Below are 19,095 nucleotides of genomic sequence, written 5' to 3'. Positions count from 1 at the left end.
ACTCGCAACGGCCCCGCCAGGTTCCTATGTGAAGGAAGAGTGACCGGTTGCCATCCCGGCAGTTCCGGTCGAGGTTCCTAGGAATGATCCGCTTTTCTCTTCGCTGCCAGAACGACCACGAATTCGACAGCTGGTTCAAGGACAGCGCCGCCTATGACCGCATGGCCCAGCATGGGCTGGTCGAATGCCCGGTCTGTGGCGGCACGGATGTCAGCAAGGCCCTGATGACGCCGGCCGTGGCGAAGGTGCCGGGCGTGAAGGGGCGCGCAGAGGCGGCCGTCCCCGCCAAGGCGGCGCCGGCCCCCGCGCCGGCTGCCGATGGCCCGCGCCATGCCGCCGGCCCCATGCCCGCGCAGATGATCGCCCTCCTTCAGCGCATGCGCGCCGAGGTCGAGAAGAGCTGCGACTATGTGGGCGAGGACTTCGCCAAGGAGGCCCGCCGCATCCATGAGGGCGAGGCCGAGGCCCGCGGCATCTACGGCGAGGCCAGCGACGAGGAGGCCGAGGCCCTGCGCGACGACGGCATCGACGTCGCGCGGCTGCCCTGGGTGCCTCGCTCGGATGGCTGAGGGGGCGCATGGCTGAAGATCCTTACAAAGTCCTCGGCGTCGCGCGTGACGCGACGCCGGAGGCCATCAAATCGGCCTATCGCAAGCTCGCCCGGCAGCACCACCCGGACCTCAACCCCGGCAAGCCCGAGGCGGAGGCCAGGTTCAAGGCGGTCTCGGCGGCGCATGACCTGCTCTCGGATCCCGAGAAGCGCGGGCGCTTCGACCGCGGCGAGATCGATGCCGAGGGCCAGGAGAAGGCGCCGCCCGGCTATGGCGCCGGGCCCGGTGCGGGGGCGGATAGCGGCTTCGGCGGTTATCGCCGCTATGCCGAAGAGCCCTTCGGCGCGCGCTACGGCGCGGGCCAGGACAGCGGGGCCTTCGAGGACCTCTTCGCCGACATCTTCGAGGCACGCCGCCGTGCCGAATCCGCGCCGCGCCGGGGCCATGACGAGACCTATCGGCTGAACGTTGATTTCCTTGACGCCGTTCAGGGTGCGACGCGGCAGTTGACGCTGCCGGATGGCCGGCAGCTCAGCGTGAAGATCCCACCCGGCGTGGTCAGCGGCCAGGTCCTGCGCCTGCGCGGCCAGGGCGAACCCGGCCGCAATGGCGGGCCGGACGGCGACGCGCTGATCGAGGTCGAGGTGGCGGGGCATCCGCTCTATCACCGCGACGGCAACGACCTGCGGATGGAGCTTCCGGTGACGCTGAAGGAAGCGGTGCTGGGCGGGCCGGTCGAGGTGCCGACGCCTTCGGGCAAGCTGCGCGTGAATCTGCCGGCCGGCAGCGATAGCGGCCGCGTGATCCGCCTGCGCGGCAAGGGCGTGGCCGCCCATGGCAAGCGCGAGGCGGGCGACCTGTTCCTGACGCTGCGCGTGCAGGTCGGCAAGCCCGACGCCGCCTTGCAGGAATTCCTGCGCAACTGGACGCCGGAGGACACGACCGACCCGCGCGCGGGGCTGGAGGCCGGTGCATGATCACCATCGACATCCTCTGCGCCCGCTACCGCACGTTGTCGGAGGGCGATCTGGAGCGCTGGATCTGCGCGGGCCATGTCCGCGCGGATCGGCGTGGCAGCGAGCTCGTCTTCCAGGAGATAGACGCCGAGCGCGTGCGGCTGATCCTGGAGCTGCGCGACGACATGCAGGTGAACGAGGAGGCGCTGCCCGTCGTTCTCTCGCTGCTGGATCAGGTCTACGAGCTTCGCCGCCGACTGCGCCGGCTGGGCGGGGAGTAGCTCCCCCTTCAATCCCTGGCACCGGCATTGCATGCTGGGCCCCGAGGAGAATGCCGTCGCGGCCAGCTTTCGGATGGGAGCGACCGCTGCGAGTCTTGTTGGTGGATCACGAGGCGGAGCGCGCGGAAGCGGTGCGGCTCGGCCTCGAGGCGGCTGGCTGCACCGTCGTGGCGATCGCGCCCGATGTGGCGGATCTGACGGCGCGCGTCCGGGCCAGCCAGGCGGACGTCATCGTCTGCGACCTCGACGACCCGCAGCGCGACGCCCTGGAATCCATGCGTGCCCTGAACCGCGACGAGCCCCGGCCCGTCGTCCTCTTCGCCGAGCGTGGTGATCCCGAGCAGATCGAGGCCGCCCTGGAGGCGGGTGTCGCGGCCTATGTGGTGGAGGGGCTGGCGCCGGCCCGGGTGCGGCCGGTGCTGGAGGTCGCGATCCGGCGCTTCCGGGCCCACGAGGCCCTCAGGAGCCAGCTGGCCGAGGCCCGCGCCACGCTGGAGGAGCGCGACCTCATCGCCCGCGCCAAGCGCCGGCTGATGCGCGACGAGGGCCTTTCCGAGCCGGAGGCGCACCGGCGCCTGCAGAGAATGGCGATGGAGCATCGTCTGAAATTGGGCGCGACTGCCGATGCATTTCTGAACAGAAAATAGGCATTAGGTATAACTGAATCGCAGAACCGATTCTTTATGCCTAATCATCATGCAAAATTTAGCTTGATCGTCGCCCTGGGATCGGGGTAACTCGGCTCCACGGGCGGGATGCAATGGCGCATCCCAGGCAAGCCCACTCCTCTCCCGACGGTCCATGACGGCCCGTCCGAGCCGTGGATTCCCGCTTGCCCCAGCCCGAAATCCCCGCCCCGCGGCTTCGCCCCCCCGCCCGCGTCATGCGACTGGGCTTCGTGCGGCTCTTCGACGCCGCGCCGCTGGTGGTGGCGGACGAACTCGGCCTCTTCGATGCCGTCGGCGTCCGCGTGGCCGTGGCGCCGGAGCGCTCCTGGGCCGCGGTGCGGGACAAGCTGGCCTTCGGCGCCCTGGACGGCGCGCAATTGCTGAGCCCCATGCCCATCGCCCTGGCGGCCGGGCTGGGCGGGGTGGAGGCGCGGGTGCATGTTGCCTGCGGCCTCTCGCGCAACGGCAACGGGATCACGCTGTCCCATGCGCTGGCCGCCGAGCCCGACCTCGCCGCCGCGCTGCGGGCCCGGGCCGCGGCCGGCCGGCCGGCGACCTTTGCGGTGGTCTTTTCCTACTCGGCGCATTTCTACCTGCTGCGGCGCTGGCTGATGGGCCAGGGCGTCGATGCCGAGGCCGATGTCCGCTTCACCGTGATCCCGCCGCCGGGCATGGCCGCCCGCCTCAAGGAAGGCGAGATCGACGGCTTCTGCGCGGGTGCCCCCTGGGGCGCGGCCGCGACCATGATGGGCGCGGGCCGCGTCGTCGCCGGCACGGCCGAGGTCTGGCCGAACCATCCCGAGAAGCTCTTCGGCTTCGGCGAGGACTACCTCGCCGCCCATCGCGAGGAGGTGATCGCCGCGACGGCCGCCGTCATCGCCGCCGCCCGCTGGCTGGACGAGCCCGCGAACCGGGAGGAGGCGCTGAACATGCTCTCCCGGCGCGAGATGTGGGACCTGGACCGCGGCACCGTCGCCTCCGCTTTCGACGCCATGCATCGCATGCGCTTCCGCGCCGCCACCATGCCCCGCCGCGAGGAAGCGGCCTGGTGGCTCGGCGAGATGCGCGCTCTCGGCCACATCCCGGCGACCATTTCCGACGCGCGGGCCCTCGCACCCTTTGGCGACGCCCTCTGGAAGGCCGCTGCCGCCCGTGTCGACGAACCCGAACCTGCCCTGGAGCCCCTCCCATGAGCGTCACCCGCCGTTCCACCCTCGCGGCCGCCAGCCTGCTGGCCGCAGCGCCTCGCGGCATTTTTGCCCAGGGCTCCACCACGCCGGAGGTGCGCAAGGCGACCCTCGGCTACATCGCGCTCACCGACGCCGCGCCGCTGATCGTGGCGAAGGAGAAGGGTCTCTTCGCCAAGTACGGCATGCCGGATGTCGAGGTCGCCAAGCAGGCGAGCTGGGGCGCCACGCGCGACAACCTGGTGCTGGGCGGCGGCGCCGGCGGCATCGACGGCGCGCATCTGCTCACGCCCATGGCCTACCTCATCCACACGGGCCGCATCGTGCAGAACAACACGCCGGTGCCGATGGCGCTGTTGGCGCGGCTCAACACCAACGGGCAGGCGATCTCGGTCGCGGAGAAGCACAAGGCGCTGGGCGCGCGGCTCGATGCCTCGCCGCTGCGCCGGGTCTTCACGCCGGAGAGCAAGGTCGCCATGACCTTCCGCGGCGGCACGCATGACCTGTGGATTCGCTACTGGATGGCCGCCGCCGGCATCGATCCGGACCGCGACGTCTCCACCATCGTGGTCCCGCCGCCGCAGATGGTGGCGAACATGCGTGTCGGCACCATGGACGCCTTCTGCGTGGGCGAGCCGTGGAACGCGCAGCTCATCAACCAGCGCCTCGGTTATTCCGCGCTGATCACGGGCGAGCTCTGGAAGGACCATCCGGAGAAGTGCTTCGCGCTGCGCGCCGATTTCGTCGAGCGCAACCCGAACGCCACGCGCGCCATGCTGGCGGCGGTGATCGAGGCGGCGCAGTGGTGCGACGTCGCGGCCAACCAGCCGGAACTGGCGGCCATCCTGGGCCGCCGCGCCTGGTTCAACGTGCCCCCGGCCGACATCCTGCCGCGCATGCAGGGCATCGTCGATTTCGGCGATGGCCGCACCATCACCAACACCGACCTGACCATGAAGTTCTGGCGCGACCATGCCAGCTACCCCTTCATGAGCCACGACCTGTGGTTCCTCACGGAGGATATCCGCTGGGGCGTGCTGCCGCCGGACACGGACACCGCGGCGCTCGTCCAGCAGGTCAACAAGGAGGCCATCTGGCGCGAGGCGGCGGCGCGCGCCGGCGTGGCGCAGGGCGACATGCCGCGCGGCACCAGCCGCGGCCGCGAGACCTTCTTCGACGGCAAGGTCTTCGACCCAGAGAACCCGCAAGCCTACCTGCAGAGCCAGAGCATCAAGCGCATGGGTGGAGCATGATCATGAATGCCGGAGCCAAGCCCATCGTCGCGCCGCCCGCCGTTTCGCGTCCGGCGCCCGTCCTCATCCGCGAGGACGGCCCGCTTGCCCGCGCCGCGCGCAACGTACTGCCGCCGCTCCTCGTCATCCTCGGCCTCGGCGTGATCTGGCAGGTGGTGATGAGCATGCCGGGGGCCGCGCTGCCGCCGCCCACGAGGGTGTGGGAGGATGCGCGCGAGCTGATCCTCGATCCGTTCTTCGACAATGGCGGCCTCGACAAGGGGCTGTTCTGGCATCTCGCCGCCTCGCTTTCGCGCGTGGCGCTGGGCTTCGCGCTCGCTGCCGTCGCGGGCGTGCTGGTGGGGCTTCTGATCGGCACCTCGCAGCTCGCCATGCGCGGGCTGGATCCGATCTTCCAGGTGCTGCGCACGGTGCCGCCGCTGGCCTGGCTGCCGCTCTCGCTGGCCGCCTTCCGCGAGGCGCAGCCCTCGGCGATTTTCGTGATCTTCATCACCAGCGTCTGGCCCATCATCATCAACACGGCCGTCGGCGTGCGGAACGTGCCGCAGGACTACCGCAACGTCGCGGCCGTCATCCGGCTCAAGGGCCCGGCCTACTTCCTGCGCATCGTGCTGCCGGCGGCCGCGCCCTTCATCTTCACCGGGCTTCGCATCGGCGTCGGCCTCTCCTGGCTCGCGATCGTGGCGGCCGAGATGCTGATCGGCGGCGTGGGCATCGGTTTCTTCATCTGGGATGCCTGGAACAGCTCCAACCTCTCCGACATCATCGTGGCGCTGATCTATGTCGGCGTGACCGGCTTCGTGCTCGACCGCCTGGTGGCGGTGGTGGGCAAGCTGGTGACGCGCGGCACGGCGGCGGCCTGAGGAAGACCGCCATGCAGACCGCCAACCCCTTCCTCGAGATCTCCCAGCTCTCCGTCGCCTTCCCGCGCGCGCCGCTGCCCGTGCTGAACGGCGTGGAGCTGCGGATCGGCGAGGGCGAATACATCTCCGTTATCGGCCATTCCGGCTGCGGCAAGTCCACGCTGCTCAACGTCATCGCAGGGCTGCTGCCCGCGACGCTGGGCGGCGTGATGCTGGAGGGCCGCGAGGTGACGGAGCCGGGGCCCGACCGCGCCGTGGTCTTCCAGAACCACTCGCTGCTCCCCTGGCTCACGGCCTACGAGAATATCCGCCTCGCCGTGGACCAGACGCTCTCCAAGGCCATGACGCGCGCGGAGCGGCACGACTGGACGCTGCACAACCTCTCGCTGGTCCGCATGGACCATGCGAAGGACAAGCGGCCCAACGAAATCTCGGGCGGCATGAAGCAGCGCGTGGGCATCGCCCGCGCGCTGGCGATGAAGCCCAAGGTCCTGCTGCTGGACGAGCCCTTCGGTGCGCTCGACGCCCTGACCCGCGCGCATCTGCAGGACGAGGTGATGCGCATCCATGCCGCGCTCGGCACCACCATCGTCATGATCACGCATGACGTGGACGAGGCCGTGCTGCTCTCCGACCGCATCGTGATGATGACGAACGGCCCCAATGCGACGATCGGCGAGATCCTGGAGGTGGACTTGGAGCGTCCGCGCGACCGCCTGAAGATGGCGCACGACGTGCGCTTCATCGAGTACCGCGCCTCGGTGCTCGAGTTCCTGCATGCGCGGCACGCGCAGCCGGCGCTCTGATGCGGATCCTGGTCATAGGCGCGGGGCCCGCAGGCACGCGCTGCGCCTGGCGCGCGGCTGAACGCCTGCCGGGCGCGCAGGTCACGCTCGTCGGGGCCGAGGCGGCGCTGCCCTATGACCGCGTGGGCCTCTCGAACCTGCTGGCCGGCGAGAAGGAGGTTCCGGACCTCATTACCCATCCCGTCCTGGCGCTGCGCGGGCGCGGCATCCGCTTCCGGGCAGCCACCGCCATCTCCACGCTCGATGGCGCGGCGGGCCAGGCGGTGACGGCGCGCGGCGAACGCATCGGCTTCGACCGCGCGGTGATCGCCACCGGCTCGCGCGCCGTGCGCCTTCCGGTGGCGGGAGCGGCGCTTCCCGGGGTCCTCGCCTACCGCAGCATGGAGGATGTACGCGCCATGCTCGCCGCCGCGCGCCGGGGCGGGCGCGCGGTGGTGGTGGGCGGCGGGCTGCTGGGGCTGGAAGCCGCGGCCGGCCTCGCGCTGCGTGGCATGAACGTCACGGTGCTGCATGTCATGGACTGGGTGATGGAACGCCAGCTCGATGCCGGCGCGGGCGCGCTGGTGGCGCGGCGCATGGGCGCGCGCGGGATTGCCTTCGCCATGCCCGCGCAGCTCGCGGCCATCGAGGGCGAGGAGCGCGTGAGCGCCGTGCGCCTGGCCGATGGCAGGCGCATCCCGGCGGATATCGTGGTGATGGCGGTCGGCATCCGGCCGGAAACGACGCTCGCCGCCGCCTCGGGGCTGGCGGTCAACCGCGGCATCGTGGTGGATGCCTCGATGCGGAGCTCCGACCCGCGCATCCTCGCCATCGGCGAATGCGCCGAGGTAGACGGGCGCACCATCGGCCTCGTCGCGCCGGCCCTGGAACAGGCGGAGACGGCCGTCGCGACGCTGGCGGGCGAGGCCGCCTCCTGGGCGGCGCGGGCGGATGTCGCGGCGCTGAAGGTCTCGGGCACGGCCGTCTGGTCAGCGGGCGAGATCGGCGAGGGCGAGGCCATCACCCTGCGCGACGAAGAGGAGGATTCCTATCGCCGCCTGACGGTCCGCGATGGCCGGCTGGTGGGCGCGGTGCTCTATGGCGACGTGGCGGATAGCGGCTTCTACCTCGACCTCATCGCCTCGCGGCGGGAGGTGGGCTCGGGCACGGCGCTGGCGCTGGGTCCGGCCTTCGCGGGAGCCGAGTGATGGAAGGCCCCGGCTTCTCGCCCGAGCAGCAGAACTACCTCAAGGGCTTCATGGCCGGCGTGGAAGCGCGGCGCGGCTCGCTGGCGCCGCCAGGCGAGGGCGGCGCGCCGCCGGACGCGCTGCGCGCCGCGCAGGACCGCACCATCGCCGGGGGCGGCACGCTGGTACCGCAGGAAGAGGCGAAGCGCGAGAAGCATCCGCTCGACCGCTGGGATGAGCTGACGGCGCGCGCGGAAGCGGGCCAGTTCCCCAAGCCCATCGACGACTTCGTCTCGCGCTATCACGGCCTGTTCTTCGTCGGCCCGGCGCAGGATGCCTTCATGTGCCGGCTGCGGATTCCGGGCGGCATCCTCTCCGCGCATCAGGCGCGCGAGGTGGCTTGCATCGCGGAGGAATGCGGCGGCGGCTACGTGGACGTGACGACGCGCGCCAACCTGCAGATCCGCCTGATCCCGGCGGCGAAGGGGCCGGAGGTGGTGATGCGCCTCGGCGAGGTCGGCCTGCTGCCGCGCGGCACGGGCGCGGACAACATCCGCAACATCACGGCCTCGCCCACCGTCGGCATCGACCCGCGCGAATGGGTGGATACGCGCCCCATCGTGCGGGCGCTGCATCATCACATCCTGAACTCGCGCGACCTCTTCGGCCTGCCGCGCAAGTTCAATATCAGCCTCGACGGGGGCGGCACGATCGCCGTGCTGGAGGAGACCAACGACATCGCGCTCAGCGTGGTGCGGATCGGCGGGGAGTTCCGCTTCCGTCTCGGCCTGGGCGGCATCACGGGCCACAAGGATTTCGCGACGGCGAGCGATGTCGCCCTGCTGCCCGGCGAGGTGGTGAAGGTCTGCGACGCGATCCTGCGCGTCTTCATCGCGCATGGCGACCGTACGGACCGCAAGAAGGCGCGGCTGAAATACCTGCTCGACAAATGGGGCCACGCCCGGTTCCTCGAGGAGGTCGAGACGCTGATGGGCAAGCCCCTGCCGCGTTTCGACGCGGCGGAGATGGAACGCCCGCCCGCCTTCGACCGCCATGCTCATCTGGGCGTGCAGCCGCAGCGGCAGGAGGGGCTGTCGTGGCTCGGCGTGGTGGTGCCCGCGGCGCGCCTTTCGGCCGCGCAGTTGCGCGGCCTCGCCGCCATCGCGGATCGGCACGGGACTGGGGAGCTGCGGCTGACGGTGTGGCAGAACCTGCTCATCCCGAATGTCGCCGATGCCGCCGCCGCGCAGGCCGCGCTGGCGGAGCTAGGGCTGACCACGGATGCGTCGAGCCTGCGCGCGGGCCTCGTCGCCTGCACGGGCAGTGCGGGCTGCAAGTTCGCGGCCGCCGACACCAAGCGCAACGGGCAGGAGATCCTGGCGCATCTGGAATCGCGGATCGCGCTCGACGTGCCGCTGAACATCCATCTCACCGGCTGCCACAATTCCTGCGCGCAGCACTTCATCGCCGATATCGGGCTGATCGGCGCGAAGGTGGAGAGCGGCGAGGACATGCTGCCCGGCTACGACCTGCATCTGGGCGGCGGTTCCGGCCCGGATGCGAAGATCGGGCGCCTGATCCGCCCTGCCGTGCTGGCGGATGACGTGCCGCCGCTCCTGCTCAACCTGCTGCGCCGCTACCTGGGCCTGCGCGAGGAAGGGGAGGGGTTCCAGCCCTTCTGCGCGCGCCATGACGACGCGGCGCTGAACGCGATGCTCGACGCATGAACGCCATCACCCAGAGCTTCGGCCCCGCGCCGGTCCCGCTGATTCCGGAGAGCGCGCCCTTCACGGCCGACCAGCGCGCCTGGCTCAACGGCTTCCTGGCCGGGCTCTATGGCGGCGCGTCCTCGGCGCCTGCCCATGCCTCGGGTGCTCCCCCCGCGCCGGCCGAGGATTTCCCCTGGCACGATCCCTCGCTGGAGTTGCCGGAGCGGCTGGCGATGGCCGAGGGGCGCGCGCTGCCGCGCCGCCTGATGTCCGCGATGGCGCAGCTCGACTGCGGGCAGTGCGGCTATGTCTGCAAGACCTACGCGGAGGCGCTGGCCAGTGGCAGCGAGGCCTCGCTGGCCCTCTGCCAGCCCGGCGGCAAGCCGACGCGCGAGGCGCTGAAGGCGCTGATGGCGGAAAAGCCCGCGGACGCGGCCCCTGCCGCCGCGCCCGTGGCGAAGCCGCTGGGCGAGCCCGCGCGCGTGCTGCTCTCTGAGCGCCTGACCGGCGAGGGCAGCGGCAAGGATGTGCGCCGCATCGTCATCGACCTCAGCGGCACTTCCGTCGCCTACGAGCCCGGCGATTCCCTCGGCGTCGTGGTGCGCCACGACCCCGCGCTGGTGGAGGCGGTGCTGGCCGAGCTGGGCGCCACGGGAGACGAGGCGCTGCGCGAGACGCTCTCGGCCGAGCGCGACATCGCCCGCCCGCTGGATCGCACGCTCGACCTGCTGGCCGGTGCGGCTAAGGAGCCCAAGCAGGCGGCCGCGCTCCGCGCCCTGGCCGATGGCGACGACGGCGCGGAGCCCGATGCCGCCGATCTGCTGGACCTGCTGCGCGCCTTCCCCTCCGCGCGGCCGCCGGTGGCGGATCTCGTGGCCTCGCTGCCGACTCTGAAGCCGCGGCTCTACTCCATCGCCTCCTCGCCGCGCGCGACGCCTGGCCGCGTGGAGCTCTGCGTCGGCGTTGTGCGCGAGGAACGCCGCGGGCGCTGCCGCGACGGCGTCGCTTCCTGCCATCTCGCCTTTCGCGCCGAGACGGTGCGGACCTACGGCCAGACGTCGCATTTCCGCCTGCCGGACCGCGCGGAGACGCCGGTCATCATGGTGGGCCCGGGCACCGGCATCGCGCCCTTCCGCGCCTTCCTGCAGGAGCGCGAGGCGCGCGGACTGAAAGGCCGGAGCTGGCTCTTCTTCGGCGATCGCCACGTGGCGACGGACTTCCTCTTCCGCGACGAGATCGAGGCCTGGAAACGGGACGGCACGCTGGCGCGACTCTCGCTCGCCTGGTCGCGAGACGGCAAGGCGAAGGACTACGTGCAGCACCGCATGCTGGAGGAATCCGTGGACCTCTGGCGCTGGCTGCAGGATGGCGCGCATTTCTACGTCTGCGGCGATGCCAGCCGCATGGCGAAGGATGTGGACGCGGCGCTGCGCCAGGTGGCGATGCGCGAAGGCGGCATGGATGCGGAGCAGGCGCGCGACTGGATCGTGGCGCTTGCGAAGCAGGGCCGCTACCAGCGCGACGTCTACTGAGATGCAGCGCCCGACGCGCACCACCTGCCCCTATTGCGGCGTGGGCTGCGGCGTGCTCGCGACGCCCGAGGGCGAGGTGCGCGGCGACCCGCAGCACCCCGCGAACCAGGGGCGCCTCTGCAGCAAGGGCACCGCGCTGGGCGAGACCATCGGCCTGGAGAACCGGCTGCTGCACCCCATGGTGCGCGGCAGGCGCGCCAGCTGGGAGGCCGCGCTGGACGAGGTCGCGGAGGGCTTCCGCCGCGCGCTCGCGCAGCATGGGCCGGAAGGCGTCGCGCTCTATGTCTCGGGCCAGTTGCTGACCGAGGACTATTACGCCGCGAACAAGCTGGCGAAGGGCTTCCTCGGCACCGGCAACATCGACAGCAATTCGCGCCTCTGCATGGCGAGCGCCGTGGCCGGCCATCGCCGCGCCTTCGGCGAGGATATCGTGCCCGGCGTCTATGACGACCTGGAGCAGGCGGATCTCGTGGTGCTGGTGGGCAGCAACCTCGCCTGGTGCCATCCCGTCCTGTACCAGCGTCTCGTGGCCGCGAAGGCCTCGCGGCCCGCGATGCGCATCGTCGTCGTCGACCCGCGCCGCACCGCGAGCTGCGAGGGCGCGGAGCTGCACCTGCCGCTGCGCCCCGGCAGCGACGTGGCGCTGTTCCTGGGTCTGCTCGCGCATCTGCGGGACGAGGCTTGCGCGGTGGACGTGCCCGTGCTCACCGGCATCGATGCCGCGACGCTCGCCGGGTTCTACGCGGATTTCGCGGCGACCGAGCGCGTGGTGACGCTGTGGAGCCAGGGCGCCAACCAGTCGAGCGCGGGCGCCGACAAGGCCAATGCCATCATCAACTGCCACCTCGTCACCGGCCGCATCGGGCGCCCCGGCATGGGGCCCTTCAGCATCACCGGCCAGCCCAATGCCATGGGCGGGCGCGAGGTGGGCGCGCTGGCGAACATGCTGGCCGGGCACCTCGATGCGGAGAACCCGGCGGAAGTCGAGGCGCTGCGGGATTTCTGGCGGGCGCCGAACCTCGCGACAAGGCCGGGCCTGAAGGCCGTGGATCTGTTCCGCGCGGCGGGCGAGGGCCGCATGGGCGCGCTCTGGGTGATGGCGACCAATCCGGCCGTCTCCATGCCCGATGCGGGCGAGGTGCGGCGCGCGCTGGGCCGCGTTCCCATGCTGGCGCTTTCCGACAGCCATGCGGGCACCGACACGGGCGAGTTCGCGCATGTGCTGCTGCCCGCCCTCGGCTGGGGCGAGAAGGACGGCACCGTCACCAACAGCGAGCGCATGATCAGCCGCCAGCGCGGCTTCCTGCCCCATCCCGGCGAGGCGAGGCCCGATTGGTGGATCGTCTCGCAGGTGGCGAAGCGCCTGGGCTGGGGCGAGCATTTCGCCTGGGCGAAGCCCGCCGAGATCTTTCGCGAGCACGCTTCGGTCACGGCGCTGGCACGGCCCTCCTCGCGCGTCTTCGACATCTCCGGCCTGGCGGAGATGGCCGACGAGGAATACGCGCTGATGGCGCCGACCCAATGGCCGGTGCCGCGCGGGGGCGCGCGCGGCGGCCGCATCGCGCCGCCGGTCCAGCGCATCGTGCCGACGCCCTATCGCGCGCCGGCGAATCCTGGCGCCATGATCCTGATGACGGGCCGCCTGCGCGACCAGTGGCATACCATGACGCGCACCGGCCCCGTGCCGCGCCTCATGTCCCACCAGCCGGAACCCTTGCTCACCGTGAACCCCATGGCGGGGCTGGAGGAAGGCGCGCTGGCCCGCGTCGAGAGCGCCTGGGGCAGCGCCATCTTCCGCGTGGCGCATGATCCGGGCATCGCGTCCGGCACCTGCTTCGCGCCCATGCACTGGACCGACGGCTTCGCGCCCGCCGCGCGGGTGAACGGCGCGGTGAACCCGGCGGTGGATCCCGTCAGCGGCCAGCCGGAGCTGAAGCATACGCCCGTCACGCTGCACGCCCATGCGCCGCGCTGGCATGGCTTCCTGCTGGCCCGCAAGAACCTCGGCCCCGCGCTGGCGGATTGGAGCGCCGTCGCGCCCGCCGGCGATGGCGTCTGGCGCCACGAATTCGCGGGCGACGAGGCCGCCCCTTTCGCGTTCCTCTCCGCCGCGCTGGGGGAGGGGCCGGCCACCATCACCCTCCGGGCGGGGGTCGAGGAGCGGGCGGCCTGGCTGCGCGATGGGCAGCTGATCGCGGTGCTCTTCCTCGGCCCGGACCATCGCCTGCCGCCGCGCGAATGGCTGCTCTCGCTCTTCGGCGCGGAGGCCATCGGCAGCGCGGCCCGGCGCGCGCTGCTGGCCGGCGTGCTGCCCGACGGGCCCGCGCCGTCGCCCACCATCTGCGTCTGCCACGGCGTCAGCGCCGCGCGCATCGCCGACGCGATCGCCGCCGGCGCCGCGGATATCGCCGCGATCGGAGCCGCCACCTGCGCGGGCACCGGCTGCGGCTCCTGCAAGCCCGAATTGACCGCGCTGCTCGCGCGGGGGAAAATCGCCGCCTGATGCGCCACTTTCCCGCCTTCCTGGACCTCGCGGGCCGGCCCGTCCTGCTGCTCGGCGCGGGCGAGGCGCTGGCCGCGAAATCCGCCCTGCTGCGCGACGCCGGCGCCGTGCTGCGCGAGGCCGCGCGCTTCGAGGAGGCGCTGCTGGACGGCTGCGCGATTGCCGTCGCCGCCGGCGCGCCGGAGGAGGACCTGCGCGCCCTTCACGCGGCCTGCCTGCGCCGGGGCATCCCTGTGAACGTGGTGGACCGGCCGGAGCTCTGCAGCTTCATCACCCCCGCGATCGTGAGCCGCGAGGACATCACGATCGGCATCTCCACCGGGGGCGCCGCGCCCGTGCTGGCGCGGCTGATCCGCCAGCGGGTGGAGGCCGCGCTGCCGCCGCTCATCGGGCGCGTCGCGGCGCTCGGCCGCCGCTTCCAGCAGGCGGTCCGCACCCGCCTGCCCAACCTGCCGGCCCGCCGCGCCTTCATGGAGCGCGCGCTGACCGGAACGCCCGCCGAGCTGGCGCTGAGCGGCCGCCAGCAGGAGGCCGAGAGCGCCTTCGCCAGCCTGCTCGAAGCCGCCGACGCCCGCCCTGTGGGCTTCGTCCAGCTCGTCGGCGCCGGGCCTGGCGCGGCCGACCTGCTGACGCTGCGCGCCCTGCGCGCGCTGGGCGAGGCGGATGTCATCGTCCATGACCGCCTGGTGAGCGCGGAGGTGCTCGACCTCGCGCGCCGCGACGCGCGCCGCATCTTCGTGGGCAAGAAGCGCTCGGCGCATTGCGTGCCGCAGGGGGGCATCAACACGCTGCTCGTGGAACTGGCGCGCGAGGGGCTGCGCGTCGTGCGCCTCAAGGGCGGCGATCCCTTCGTCTTCGGCCGGGGCGGCGAGGAGGCGCAGGCGCTCGCCGCCGCCGGCATTCCCTTCGAGGTCGTGCCCGGCGTCACGGCCGCCCTGGGCTGCGCCGCGCAGGCCGGCATTCCGCTGACCCATCGGGACGCGGGCCAGATCCTGACCTTCGTCACCGGCCACACGCGCGAGGGCAGGCTGGACCTGGACTTCGCGGCCCTCGCGCGGTCCCGGCAGACGCTCGCGGTCTATATGGGCCTCACCACGCTGGCGGCGTTGCGCGACGGCCTGGCGCGCGAGGGCTTCGACCTCCGCACCCCGGCCGCCCTGATCGAGAGCGGCGGATCGCCGCGCCAGCGGGAATTGCGCGGCTCCCTGGCCGAGGTGGTGGAGCAGGCGCATGGCTGGGCCGGCGACGGCCCCATCCTCTTGCTGCTGGGCGAGGCCGTGGCGATGGGCGCCGAGCCCGCCGCGCGCTTCTATGCCCCGGTGCGGGAGTCCTGACGGGCGCGCGATTTCCTCCTATAGAACGCGCGGAACCGTCCGGAAGAAGCCCGTCGCCATGAAGCGCCGCCTGTTTGCCGCCAGCCTTCTCGCCGCCCCAGCGCTCGCGCGCGCGGCCTCGCCGTTGCGGCTGATCGTGCCCGCGCCGCCGGGGGGCAGCACCGACATCCTCGCGCGCATCCTGCTCGACCGGGCGGGCGCGCTGCTCGACCAGCCGGTGGTGGTGGACAATCGCGGCGGCGCCGGCGGCATCATCGGCACCGAGGCCGCGGCGCGCGCGGCGGCGGATGGGCAGACCATCATCCTCGGCCACAACCAGACCCACGCCTCCAACCAGTTCATGGCGCGCGGCCTGCCCTATCATGTGGTGGACAGCTTCACCCCCGTGGCGCGGCTGGCGACGGTGCATCACGCGACGGTGGTTCCCGCCAATTCACGCGCGCGGAGCATGGCCGCGCTGATCGAGATGGGGCGCGGCGGCCGGCGTGTTTCCTATGCCTCCTCGCAGGCAGGCTCGGCGAGCCATGTGATCGCCGAGACCTTCGTGCGGCGCGCCGGCATGGATGCGGTGCACGTCCCCTATCGCGGCGGCGGCCCGGCCACGACGGATACGGTGGCGGGCGTCGTGGACTTCTATGTCTCGACCTGGCCCGGCGTGGTCTCGCTGGTGCGCGAGGGGCGGCTGCGCGCACTCTCCATCGGCGCGCCCCGCCGCCTGCCCGATTTCCCCGACCTGCCCACGGTGCGCGAGGCGGGCGTGCCCTTCATGCAGGTGGATGCCTGGTTCGGCCTCTTCGCGCCGCGCGGCGTCGAGGCGGCCCGGGTGGATGCGCTGTCCGCCGCCTTCCTGGATGCGCTGTCCCAGCCCGAGGTGGCGGCGCGTGCGGTGCAGGCGGGGCTGAACGCGGCGCCCATGGGCCCGGCGGATTTCACCATCTTCCAGGCCGCCGAGGTGCGGCGCTGGCAGGAGATGGCGGTGCTCACCGGCATCATGATGGAGAGCTAGTTTCCTTGCGGCCGGGAAACGGTAAGCGTCACGCCTTCTTTTCCCAGCCGCGTTCCGTCTGCTGCCAATAGGTCAGCACGTGCCCGGCTTCCTTCGCCGCCTTCCATCGCACCCGCGCGGCGGCGACCGCCTTGTCGTCGCCACCATCGAACAGGTCGAAGGCGCGCGTGAAGTCGCGGAGATGCATGCTCTCCGCGCCCTCGGTCAGAAAGAGGTGCTTCGCGCCATTGGCGGGCGGCGTGTCCTGCGTGGTCAGGAAGATGGGTTGGTCCGCCGGGTCGCGCGTGCCGTGCGGCAGCCAGTCCGGGTCGGGGCAGATCCAGAGGGCATCATCCAGCGACTTCATGCGCTCCGGGCTCGCGCACAGCACCTGCGCCCGCTCGGAGAGGGACAGCACGCGGCCGAGCAGCCGGGGCAACGCCTGCTCCAGCGTGCTGCGGGTCAGGTGGTAGAAGCCGATCTCGGTCACAGGCGCTGCTTCGCGGTTCCGCCGGAGGCGCCGCAGCGCATGCGGTAGAAGTTGTAGCTGGGCTCCGTCTCGCCGGTGCGGCGCAGCCAGGTCTCCAGCAGCACCACGCCATCGGCGCCGAGCACGGCGCGGTTGAAGACCGCCGTCACCTGCGCCGCGTCGCGTGGGTCGGCGAAGGTGGTCAGGCGCACGGAAACGCCGCCCTGCATGGGCGTCAGCTCGGTCGTCGTCTGCCGGCCATTGGTCAGCGTCAGCATGATGCGGCGTACGCTGCCGCCCTCGATCACCGCCTCGTGGCGCGTCGCGGGAATGATGTTGGAACGCTCGGTGCCCTCGATGCGCTCGCACGTGACCGCGCCCTGCGCGGCGGCGAGGCCGGGCAGAAGGAGCAACAGCAGGGCGATCAGGCGGTGCATGGCGGCCTCCTCACCCGATGGAGAGTACCACATTGCCCATGACCTGGCCCGACTGGACCAGGTCATGCGCCGCGGCGCATTCCTCCAGCGGCATGGTGAGCGCCACCTTGTGGATCAGCGTGCCGTCGCCGAGGAAGCGCGCCAGCAGCACCTCGCATTCCGCGCGTGCGGCGGCCGAGAGCTCGTAGACGATGAAGAAGCGGATGGCGCCGCCCAGCAGCAGCATGGCGCCGAAATCCACATCGACCTCGCGCTCGGTCGAGCCGTAGGCGACGCAGATGCCGTCCGTCGCCAGCAGCTTCGGCAGCAGCTCGATATTGGCGGAGAGATCCACCTCCACCACGCGGTCCACGCCGCGCCCGCCGGTCAGCTCCTTCACGCGCGCGGCGACGTCCTCCTGTCGGTAGTCGATGGCGGCGTCGGCCCCGGCGGCGCGGGCGTGCTCGGCCTTGGCGCCGGAGCTGACGGTCGCGATCACCTGGCTGGCGCCGAGGCGCTTGGCGAACTGGATGGCATAGTGCCCGACCGAGCCCGCGCCTCCCGCCACCAGCACCGATTTCCCCGCGACGCCGCCATCGCAGGAGACGGCGCGCAGCGCGGTCAGCGCCGGGATGCCAAAGCAGGCGCCGGCCTCGAAGCTCACCGCCTCCGGCAGCGTCACGGCCTGGGGGGAGGGGAGCGCGATGTATTCGGCGGCGGTGCCGAAGGGGCGCTTCCAGGCGCCGTTCCAGATCCAGACGCGCTCGCCGATGCGCGACGCATCGACGCCCGCGCCCACCGCCTCGATCACGCCCGCGCCGTCGCTGTGCGGGATGACGCGCGGCGCGACCATCGGGCGCGAGCCGGAGCGCGTCTTCCAATCGGACGGGTTCACGCCCGAGGCATGGAGGCGCACCAGCACTTCGCCGGTCGCGGGCTCGGGCTTCGGCATCTCGCCGAGGACGAGCACATCGCGCGCGGGGCCGTTGCGCTCGTACCAGATGGCCTTCATGGCAGCCTCCCTCGGTATCAGATCCGGTGCGGATCCTCGAAATGCCGTTCCACCAGCGCGTCCAGCAGGCGGGCGCCGAAGCCGGTGGGAACGCCGCGCGCGGCGGGCAGCTCGGGGCTTTCGGCCGTTTCCACGCCCGCGATGTCCAGATGCGCCCAGGGCAGCGTGCCGACGAATTCGCGCAGGAAGGCCGCCGCGTGGCAAGCGTCGGAGACGAGGCGCGTTCCGGCCGGCATGCATTGGCGGAGATCGGCGATGTCGCTCTTCAGATCCTCGCGATGCCGCGTGCCGATGGGCAGCGGCCAGAGCCGCTCGGCCACCGCCTCGCCCGCCGCGGCGATGGCGGCGCCCAGCGCCGCGTCATTGCCGAAGAGCCCCGCCCGGTGATGGCCGAGCGCGGTGATGACGCTGCCGGTGAGTGTCGCGAGGTCGATCACCGCCTGGGGCCGGAAGTGCGTGGCGGCGAGGTGCAGCGCATCGGCCAGCACGAGCCGCCCTTCGGCGTCGGTATCCACCACCTCCACCGTGCGGCCGCTCATCATCCGCAGCACGTCGCCGGGGCGGTAGCTGGCCGCGCCCGTCGCGTTCTCGGCGATGGCGAGCACGGCGACGGCGGGGCAGGGGGAGTTCCGCCGCGCCAGGGCGAGCATGGCGCCCGCGCAGGCGGCGGCGCCCGCCATGTCGGCGCGCATCGCCTCCATGCCCGCGGCGGGCTTGATGGAGATGCCGCCCGTGTCGAAGCAGATGCCCTTGCCCACGAAGGCGACGGGCGGCGCGGCGAAGCCGCCCTTCCAGCGCAGGATCACGATGCGCGGCGGGACGGCGCTGCCCGCGCCCACGGCCAGGATGCCGCCCGCACCCAGCTTGCGCAGCGCGCCGCGCCCCAGCTCCTCGACCTCGATGCCCTCGCGCTCCAGCTCGCGCAGGCGGTGGGCGAATTCGCGGGGCGTGAGGCGGTTGGCGGGCTCGGCCACCAGCTCCCGCGCCAGGAGGATACCGGCGAGGCTCGCTTCGGCGCGCGTCCAGAGCGGACGGAGCGCATCCGGCGCCTCATGGACCAGGGCGATGTGCCGCGGCCCGGGCGAGCGGATCGACTTCAGCCGCTCGAAGCGCCAGGCGCGCAGCACGGCGCCGAAGCCCAGCGCCACGGCGGCCTGGGCCGAAAGGCCGCGCGCATCGATCGCGACGCGCGGCGCAGCGCCGGCGGCCGCGGTGCAGGCGACGCCGATGCGCTCCCACTCGGTCGCGCCCGCGGCATGGCCGGCGCCGACCCAGCGTTCGGAGGGCGAAAGGTCGAACACCTCGCCGAGATGCCCGGCGAAGCCCGAGGCGTGGGAGGCGCCCTCCGGCACGGGGCGCAGGATGACCGCGCCCCGGGGTGGCTCACGCCGGAGCTTGAGCAAG

18 protein-coding genes are annotated in these 19,095 nt (G+C 72.2%); 14 read left to right on the top strand and 4 right to left on the bottom strand.

The window, feature by feature from the left end; translation table 11 throughout:
* Nucleotides 1-83 precede the first annotated feature (83 nt).
* The 14 genes from WJM96_RS19205 to WJM96_RS19140 all read left to right on the top strand — a co-directional run bounded on the left by WJM96_RS19205 (nt 84) and on the right by WJM96_RS19140 (nt 15,815).
* Complete coding sequence (locus tag WJM96_RS19205; RefSeq protein ID WP_424814157.1) at nt 84-569, top strand: DUF1178 family protein; 486 nt, start codon at nt 84-86, stop codon at nt 567-569.
* A gap of 8 nt (nt 570-577) precedes the next feature.
* A complete protein-coding gene (locus WJM96_RS19200; RefSeq protein WP_424814156.1) occupies nt 578-1,528 on the top strand; it encodes a DnaJ C-terminal domain-containing protein in 951 nt (316 codons plus the stop codon).
* Complete coding sequence (locus WJM96_RS19195; RefSeq protein WP_424814155.1) at nt 1,525-1,788, top strand: chaperone modulator CbpM; 264 nt, start codon at nt 1,525-1,527, stop codon at nt 1,786-1,788. The genes WJM96_RS19200 and WJM96_RS19195 overlap by 4 nt, the downstream gene beginning before the upstream one ends.
* A gap of 101 nt (nt 1,789-1,889) precedes the next feature.
* Nucleotides 1,890-2,435 carry an ANTAR domain-containing response regulator gene (locus WJM96_RS19190; RefSeq protein WP_424814154.1) on the top strand — a complete coding sequence of 182 codons (546 nt, stop codon included), beginning with the start codon at nt 1,890-1,892 and terminating at the stop codon, nt 2,433-2,435.
* 185 nt (nt 2,436-2,620) lie between these two features.
* Nucleotides 2,621-3,649: a CmpA/NrtA family ABC transporter substrate-binding protein gene (locus tag WJM96_RS19185; RefSeq protein WP_424814153.1), complete on the top strand. Its 1,029-nt coding sequence runs from the start codon at nt 2,621-2,623 to the stop codon at nt 3,647-3,649.
* The gene (locus WJM96_RS19180; protein WP_424814152.1) at nt 3,646-4,896 is read left to right on the top strand and encodes a CmpA/NrtA family ABC transporter substrate-binding protein; all 1,251 of its coding nucleotides are present in this window, start codon (nt 3,646-3,648) and stop codon (nt 4,894-4,896) included. The genes WJM96_RS19185 and WJM96_RS19180 overlap by 4 nt, the downstream gene beginning before the upstream one ends.
* A 2-nt stretch (nt 4,897-4,898) precedes the next feature.
* Nucleotides 4,899-5,759, top strand: a complete 861-nt coding sequence (gene ntrB, locus WJM96_RS19175) for a nitrate ABC transporter permease (RefSeq protein WP_424814151.1) — start codon at nt 4,899-4,901, stop codon at nt 5,757-5,759.
* An 11-nt stretch (nt 5,760-5,770) separates the two neighbouring features.
* Entirely contained in the window at nt 5,771-6,565 is a 795-nt protein-coding gene (locus WJM96_RS19170; protein ID WP_424814150.1) for an ABC transporter ATP-binding protein, read from the top strand.
* Nucleotides 6,565-7,752, top strand: a complete 1,188-nt coding sequence (locus WJM96_RS19165; RefSeq protein ID WP_424814149.1) for an NAD(P)/FAD-dependent oxidoreductase — start codon at nt 6,565-6,567, stop codon at nt 7,750-7,752. Before WJM96_RS19170 ends, WJM96_RS19165 begins: the two co-directional genes overlap by 1 nt.
* Nucleotides 7,752-9,458 (top strand): NirA family protein, encoded by a 1,707-nt coding sequence (locus tag WJM96_RS19160; RefSeq protein ID WP_424814148.1) that lies wholly within the window; start codon nt 7,752-7,754, stop codon nt 9,456-9,458. Before WJM96_RS19165 ends, WJM96_RS19160 begins: the two co-directional genes overlap by 1 nt.
* Nucleotides 9,455-10,972: a sulfite reductase subunit alpha gene (locus WJM96_RS19155; protein WP_424814147.1), complete on the top strand. Its 1,518-nt coding sequence runs from the start codon at nt 9,455-9,457 to the stop codon at nt 10,970-10,972. Before WJM96_RS19160 ends, WJM96_RS19155 begins: the two co-directional genes overlap by 4 nt.
* Before the next feature lies 1 nt (nt 10,973).
* Entirely contained in the window at nt 10,974-13,475 is a 2,502-nt protein-coding gene (locus WJM96_RS19150) for a molybdopterin-dependent oxidoreductase (RefSeq protein ID WP_424814146.1), read from the top strand.
* Nucleotides 13,475-14,809, top strand: a complete 1,335-nt coding sequence (gene cysG / locus WJM96_RS19145) for a siroheme synthase CysG (RefSeq protein ID WP_424814145.1) — start codon at nt 13,475-13,477, stop codon at nt 14,807-14,809. The genes WJM96_RS19150 and cysG overlap by 1 nt, the downstream gene beginning before the upstream one ends.
* Before the next feature lie 58 nt (nt 14,810-14,867).
* Nucleotides 14,868-15,815 carry a Bug family tripartite tricarboxylate transporter substrate binding protein gene (locus WJM96_RS19140; protein WP_424814144.1) on the top strand — a complete coding sequence of 316 codons (948 nt, stop codon included), beginning with the start codon at nt 14,868-14,870 and terminating at the stop codon, nt 15,813-15,815.
* Between the two features lie 28 nt (nt 15,816-15,843).
* Here the strand turns inward: WJM96_RS19140 and WJM96_RS19135 are convergent, their stop codons facing one another.
* The 4 genes from WJM96_RS19135 to WJM96_RS19120 are packed head-to-tail and all read right to left on the bottom strand — an operon-like array spanning nt 15,844 to nt 19,094.
* Nucleotides 15,844-16,284, bottom strand: a complete 441-nt coding sequence (locus tag WJM96_RS19135; RefSeq protein ID WP_424814142.1) for a DNA polymerase III subunit chi — start codon at nt 16,282-16,284, stop codon at nt 15,844-15,846.
* Nucleotides 16,281-16,700, bottom strand: a complete 420-nt coding sequence (locus tag WJM96_RS19130; protein ID WP_424814141.1) for a hypothetical protein — start codon at nt 16,698-16,700, stop codon at nt 16,281-16,283. Before WJM96_RS19130 ends, WJM96_RS19135 begins: the two co-directional genes overlap by 4 nt.
* Before the next feature lie 10 nt (nt 16,701-16,710).
* On the bottom strand, nt 16,711-17,691 hold the full coding sequence (locus WJM96_RS19125) for an NADPH:quinone reductase (RefSeq protein WP_424814140.1): 981 nt from the start codon (nt 17,689-17,691) through the stop codon (nt 16,711-16,713).
* A 17-nt stretch (nt 17,692-17,708) separates the two neighbouring features.
* Nucleotides 17,709-19,094, bottom strand: coding sequence for a leucyl aminopeptidase family protein (locus WJM96_RS19120; RefSeq protein ID WP_424814139.1), 1,386 nt, complete (start codon nt 19,092-19,094; stop codon nt 17,709-17,711).
* Nucleotide 19,095: the final 1 nt, after the last annotated feature.

The organism is Roseococcus sp. YIM B11640, assembly GCF_049727625.1.
Lineage (GTDB): Bacteria > Pseudomonadota > Alphaproteobacteria > Acetobacterales > Acetobacteraceae > Roseococcus.
This window is presented reverse-complemented; position numbering and strand designations above follow the sequence as displayed.

Bases quoted from the DNA above. Each gene is read 5' to 3' on its own strand.
- WJM96_RS19125 (WP_424814140.1), bottom strand. From the start codon at position 17,691: ATGAAGGCCATCTGGTACGAGCGCAACGGCCCCGCGCGCGATGTGCTC.
- WJM96_RS19200 (WP_424814156.1), top strand. From the start codon at position 578: ATGGCTGAAGATCCTTACAAAGTCCTCGGCGTCGCGCGTGACGCGACG.
- WJM96_RS19160 (WP_424814148.1), top strand. From the start codon at position 7,752: ATGGAAGGCCCCGGCTTCTCGCCCGAGCAGCAGAACTACCTCAAGGGC.
- cysG (WP_424814145.1), top strand. From the start codon at position 13,475: ATGCGCCACTTTCCCGCCTTCCTGGACCTCGCGGGCCGGCCCGTCCTG.
- WJM96_RS19140 (WP_424814144.1), top strand. From the start codon at position 14,868: ATGAAGCGCCGCCTGTTTGCCGCCAGCCTTCTCGCCGCCCCAGCGCTC.
- WJM96_RS19180 (WP_424814152.1), top strand. From the start codon at position 3,646: ATGAGCGTCACCCGCCGTTCCACCCTCGCGGCCGCCAGCCTGCTGGCC.
- ntrB (WP_424814151.1), top strand. From the start codon at position 4,899: ATGAATGCCGGAGCCAAGCCCATCGTCGCGCCGCCCGCCGTTTCGCGT.
- WJM96_RS19150 (WP_424814146.1), top strand. From the start codon at position 10,974: ATGCAGCGCCCGACGCGCACCACCTGCCCCTATTGCGGCGTGGGCTGC.
- WJM96_RS19170 (WP_424814150.1), top strand. From the start codon at position 5,771: ATGCAGACCGCCAACCCCTTCCTCGAGATCTCCCAGCTCTCCGTCGCC.
- WJM96_RS19205 (WP_424814157.1), top strand. From the start codon at position 84: ATGATCCGCTTTTCTCTTCGCTGCCAGAACGACCACGAATTCGACAGC.
- WJM96_RS19165 (WP_424814149.1), top strand. From the start codon at position 6,565: ATGCGGATCCTGGTCATAGGCGCGGGGCCCGCAGGCACGCGCTGCGCC.
- WJM96_RS19130 (WP_424814141.1), bottom strand. From the start codon at position 16,700: ATGCACCGCCTGATCGCCCTGCTGTTGCTCCTTCTGCCCGGCCTCGCC.
- WJM96_RS19195 (WP_424814155.1), top strand. From the start codon at position 1,525: ATGATCACCATCGACATCCTCTGCGCCCGCTACCGCACGTTGTCGGAG.
- WJM96_RS19155 (WP_424814147.1), top strand. From the start codon at position 9,455: ATGAACGCCATCACCCAGAGCTTCGGCCCCGCGCCGGTCCCGCTGATT.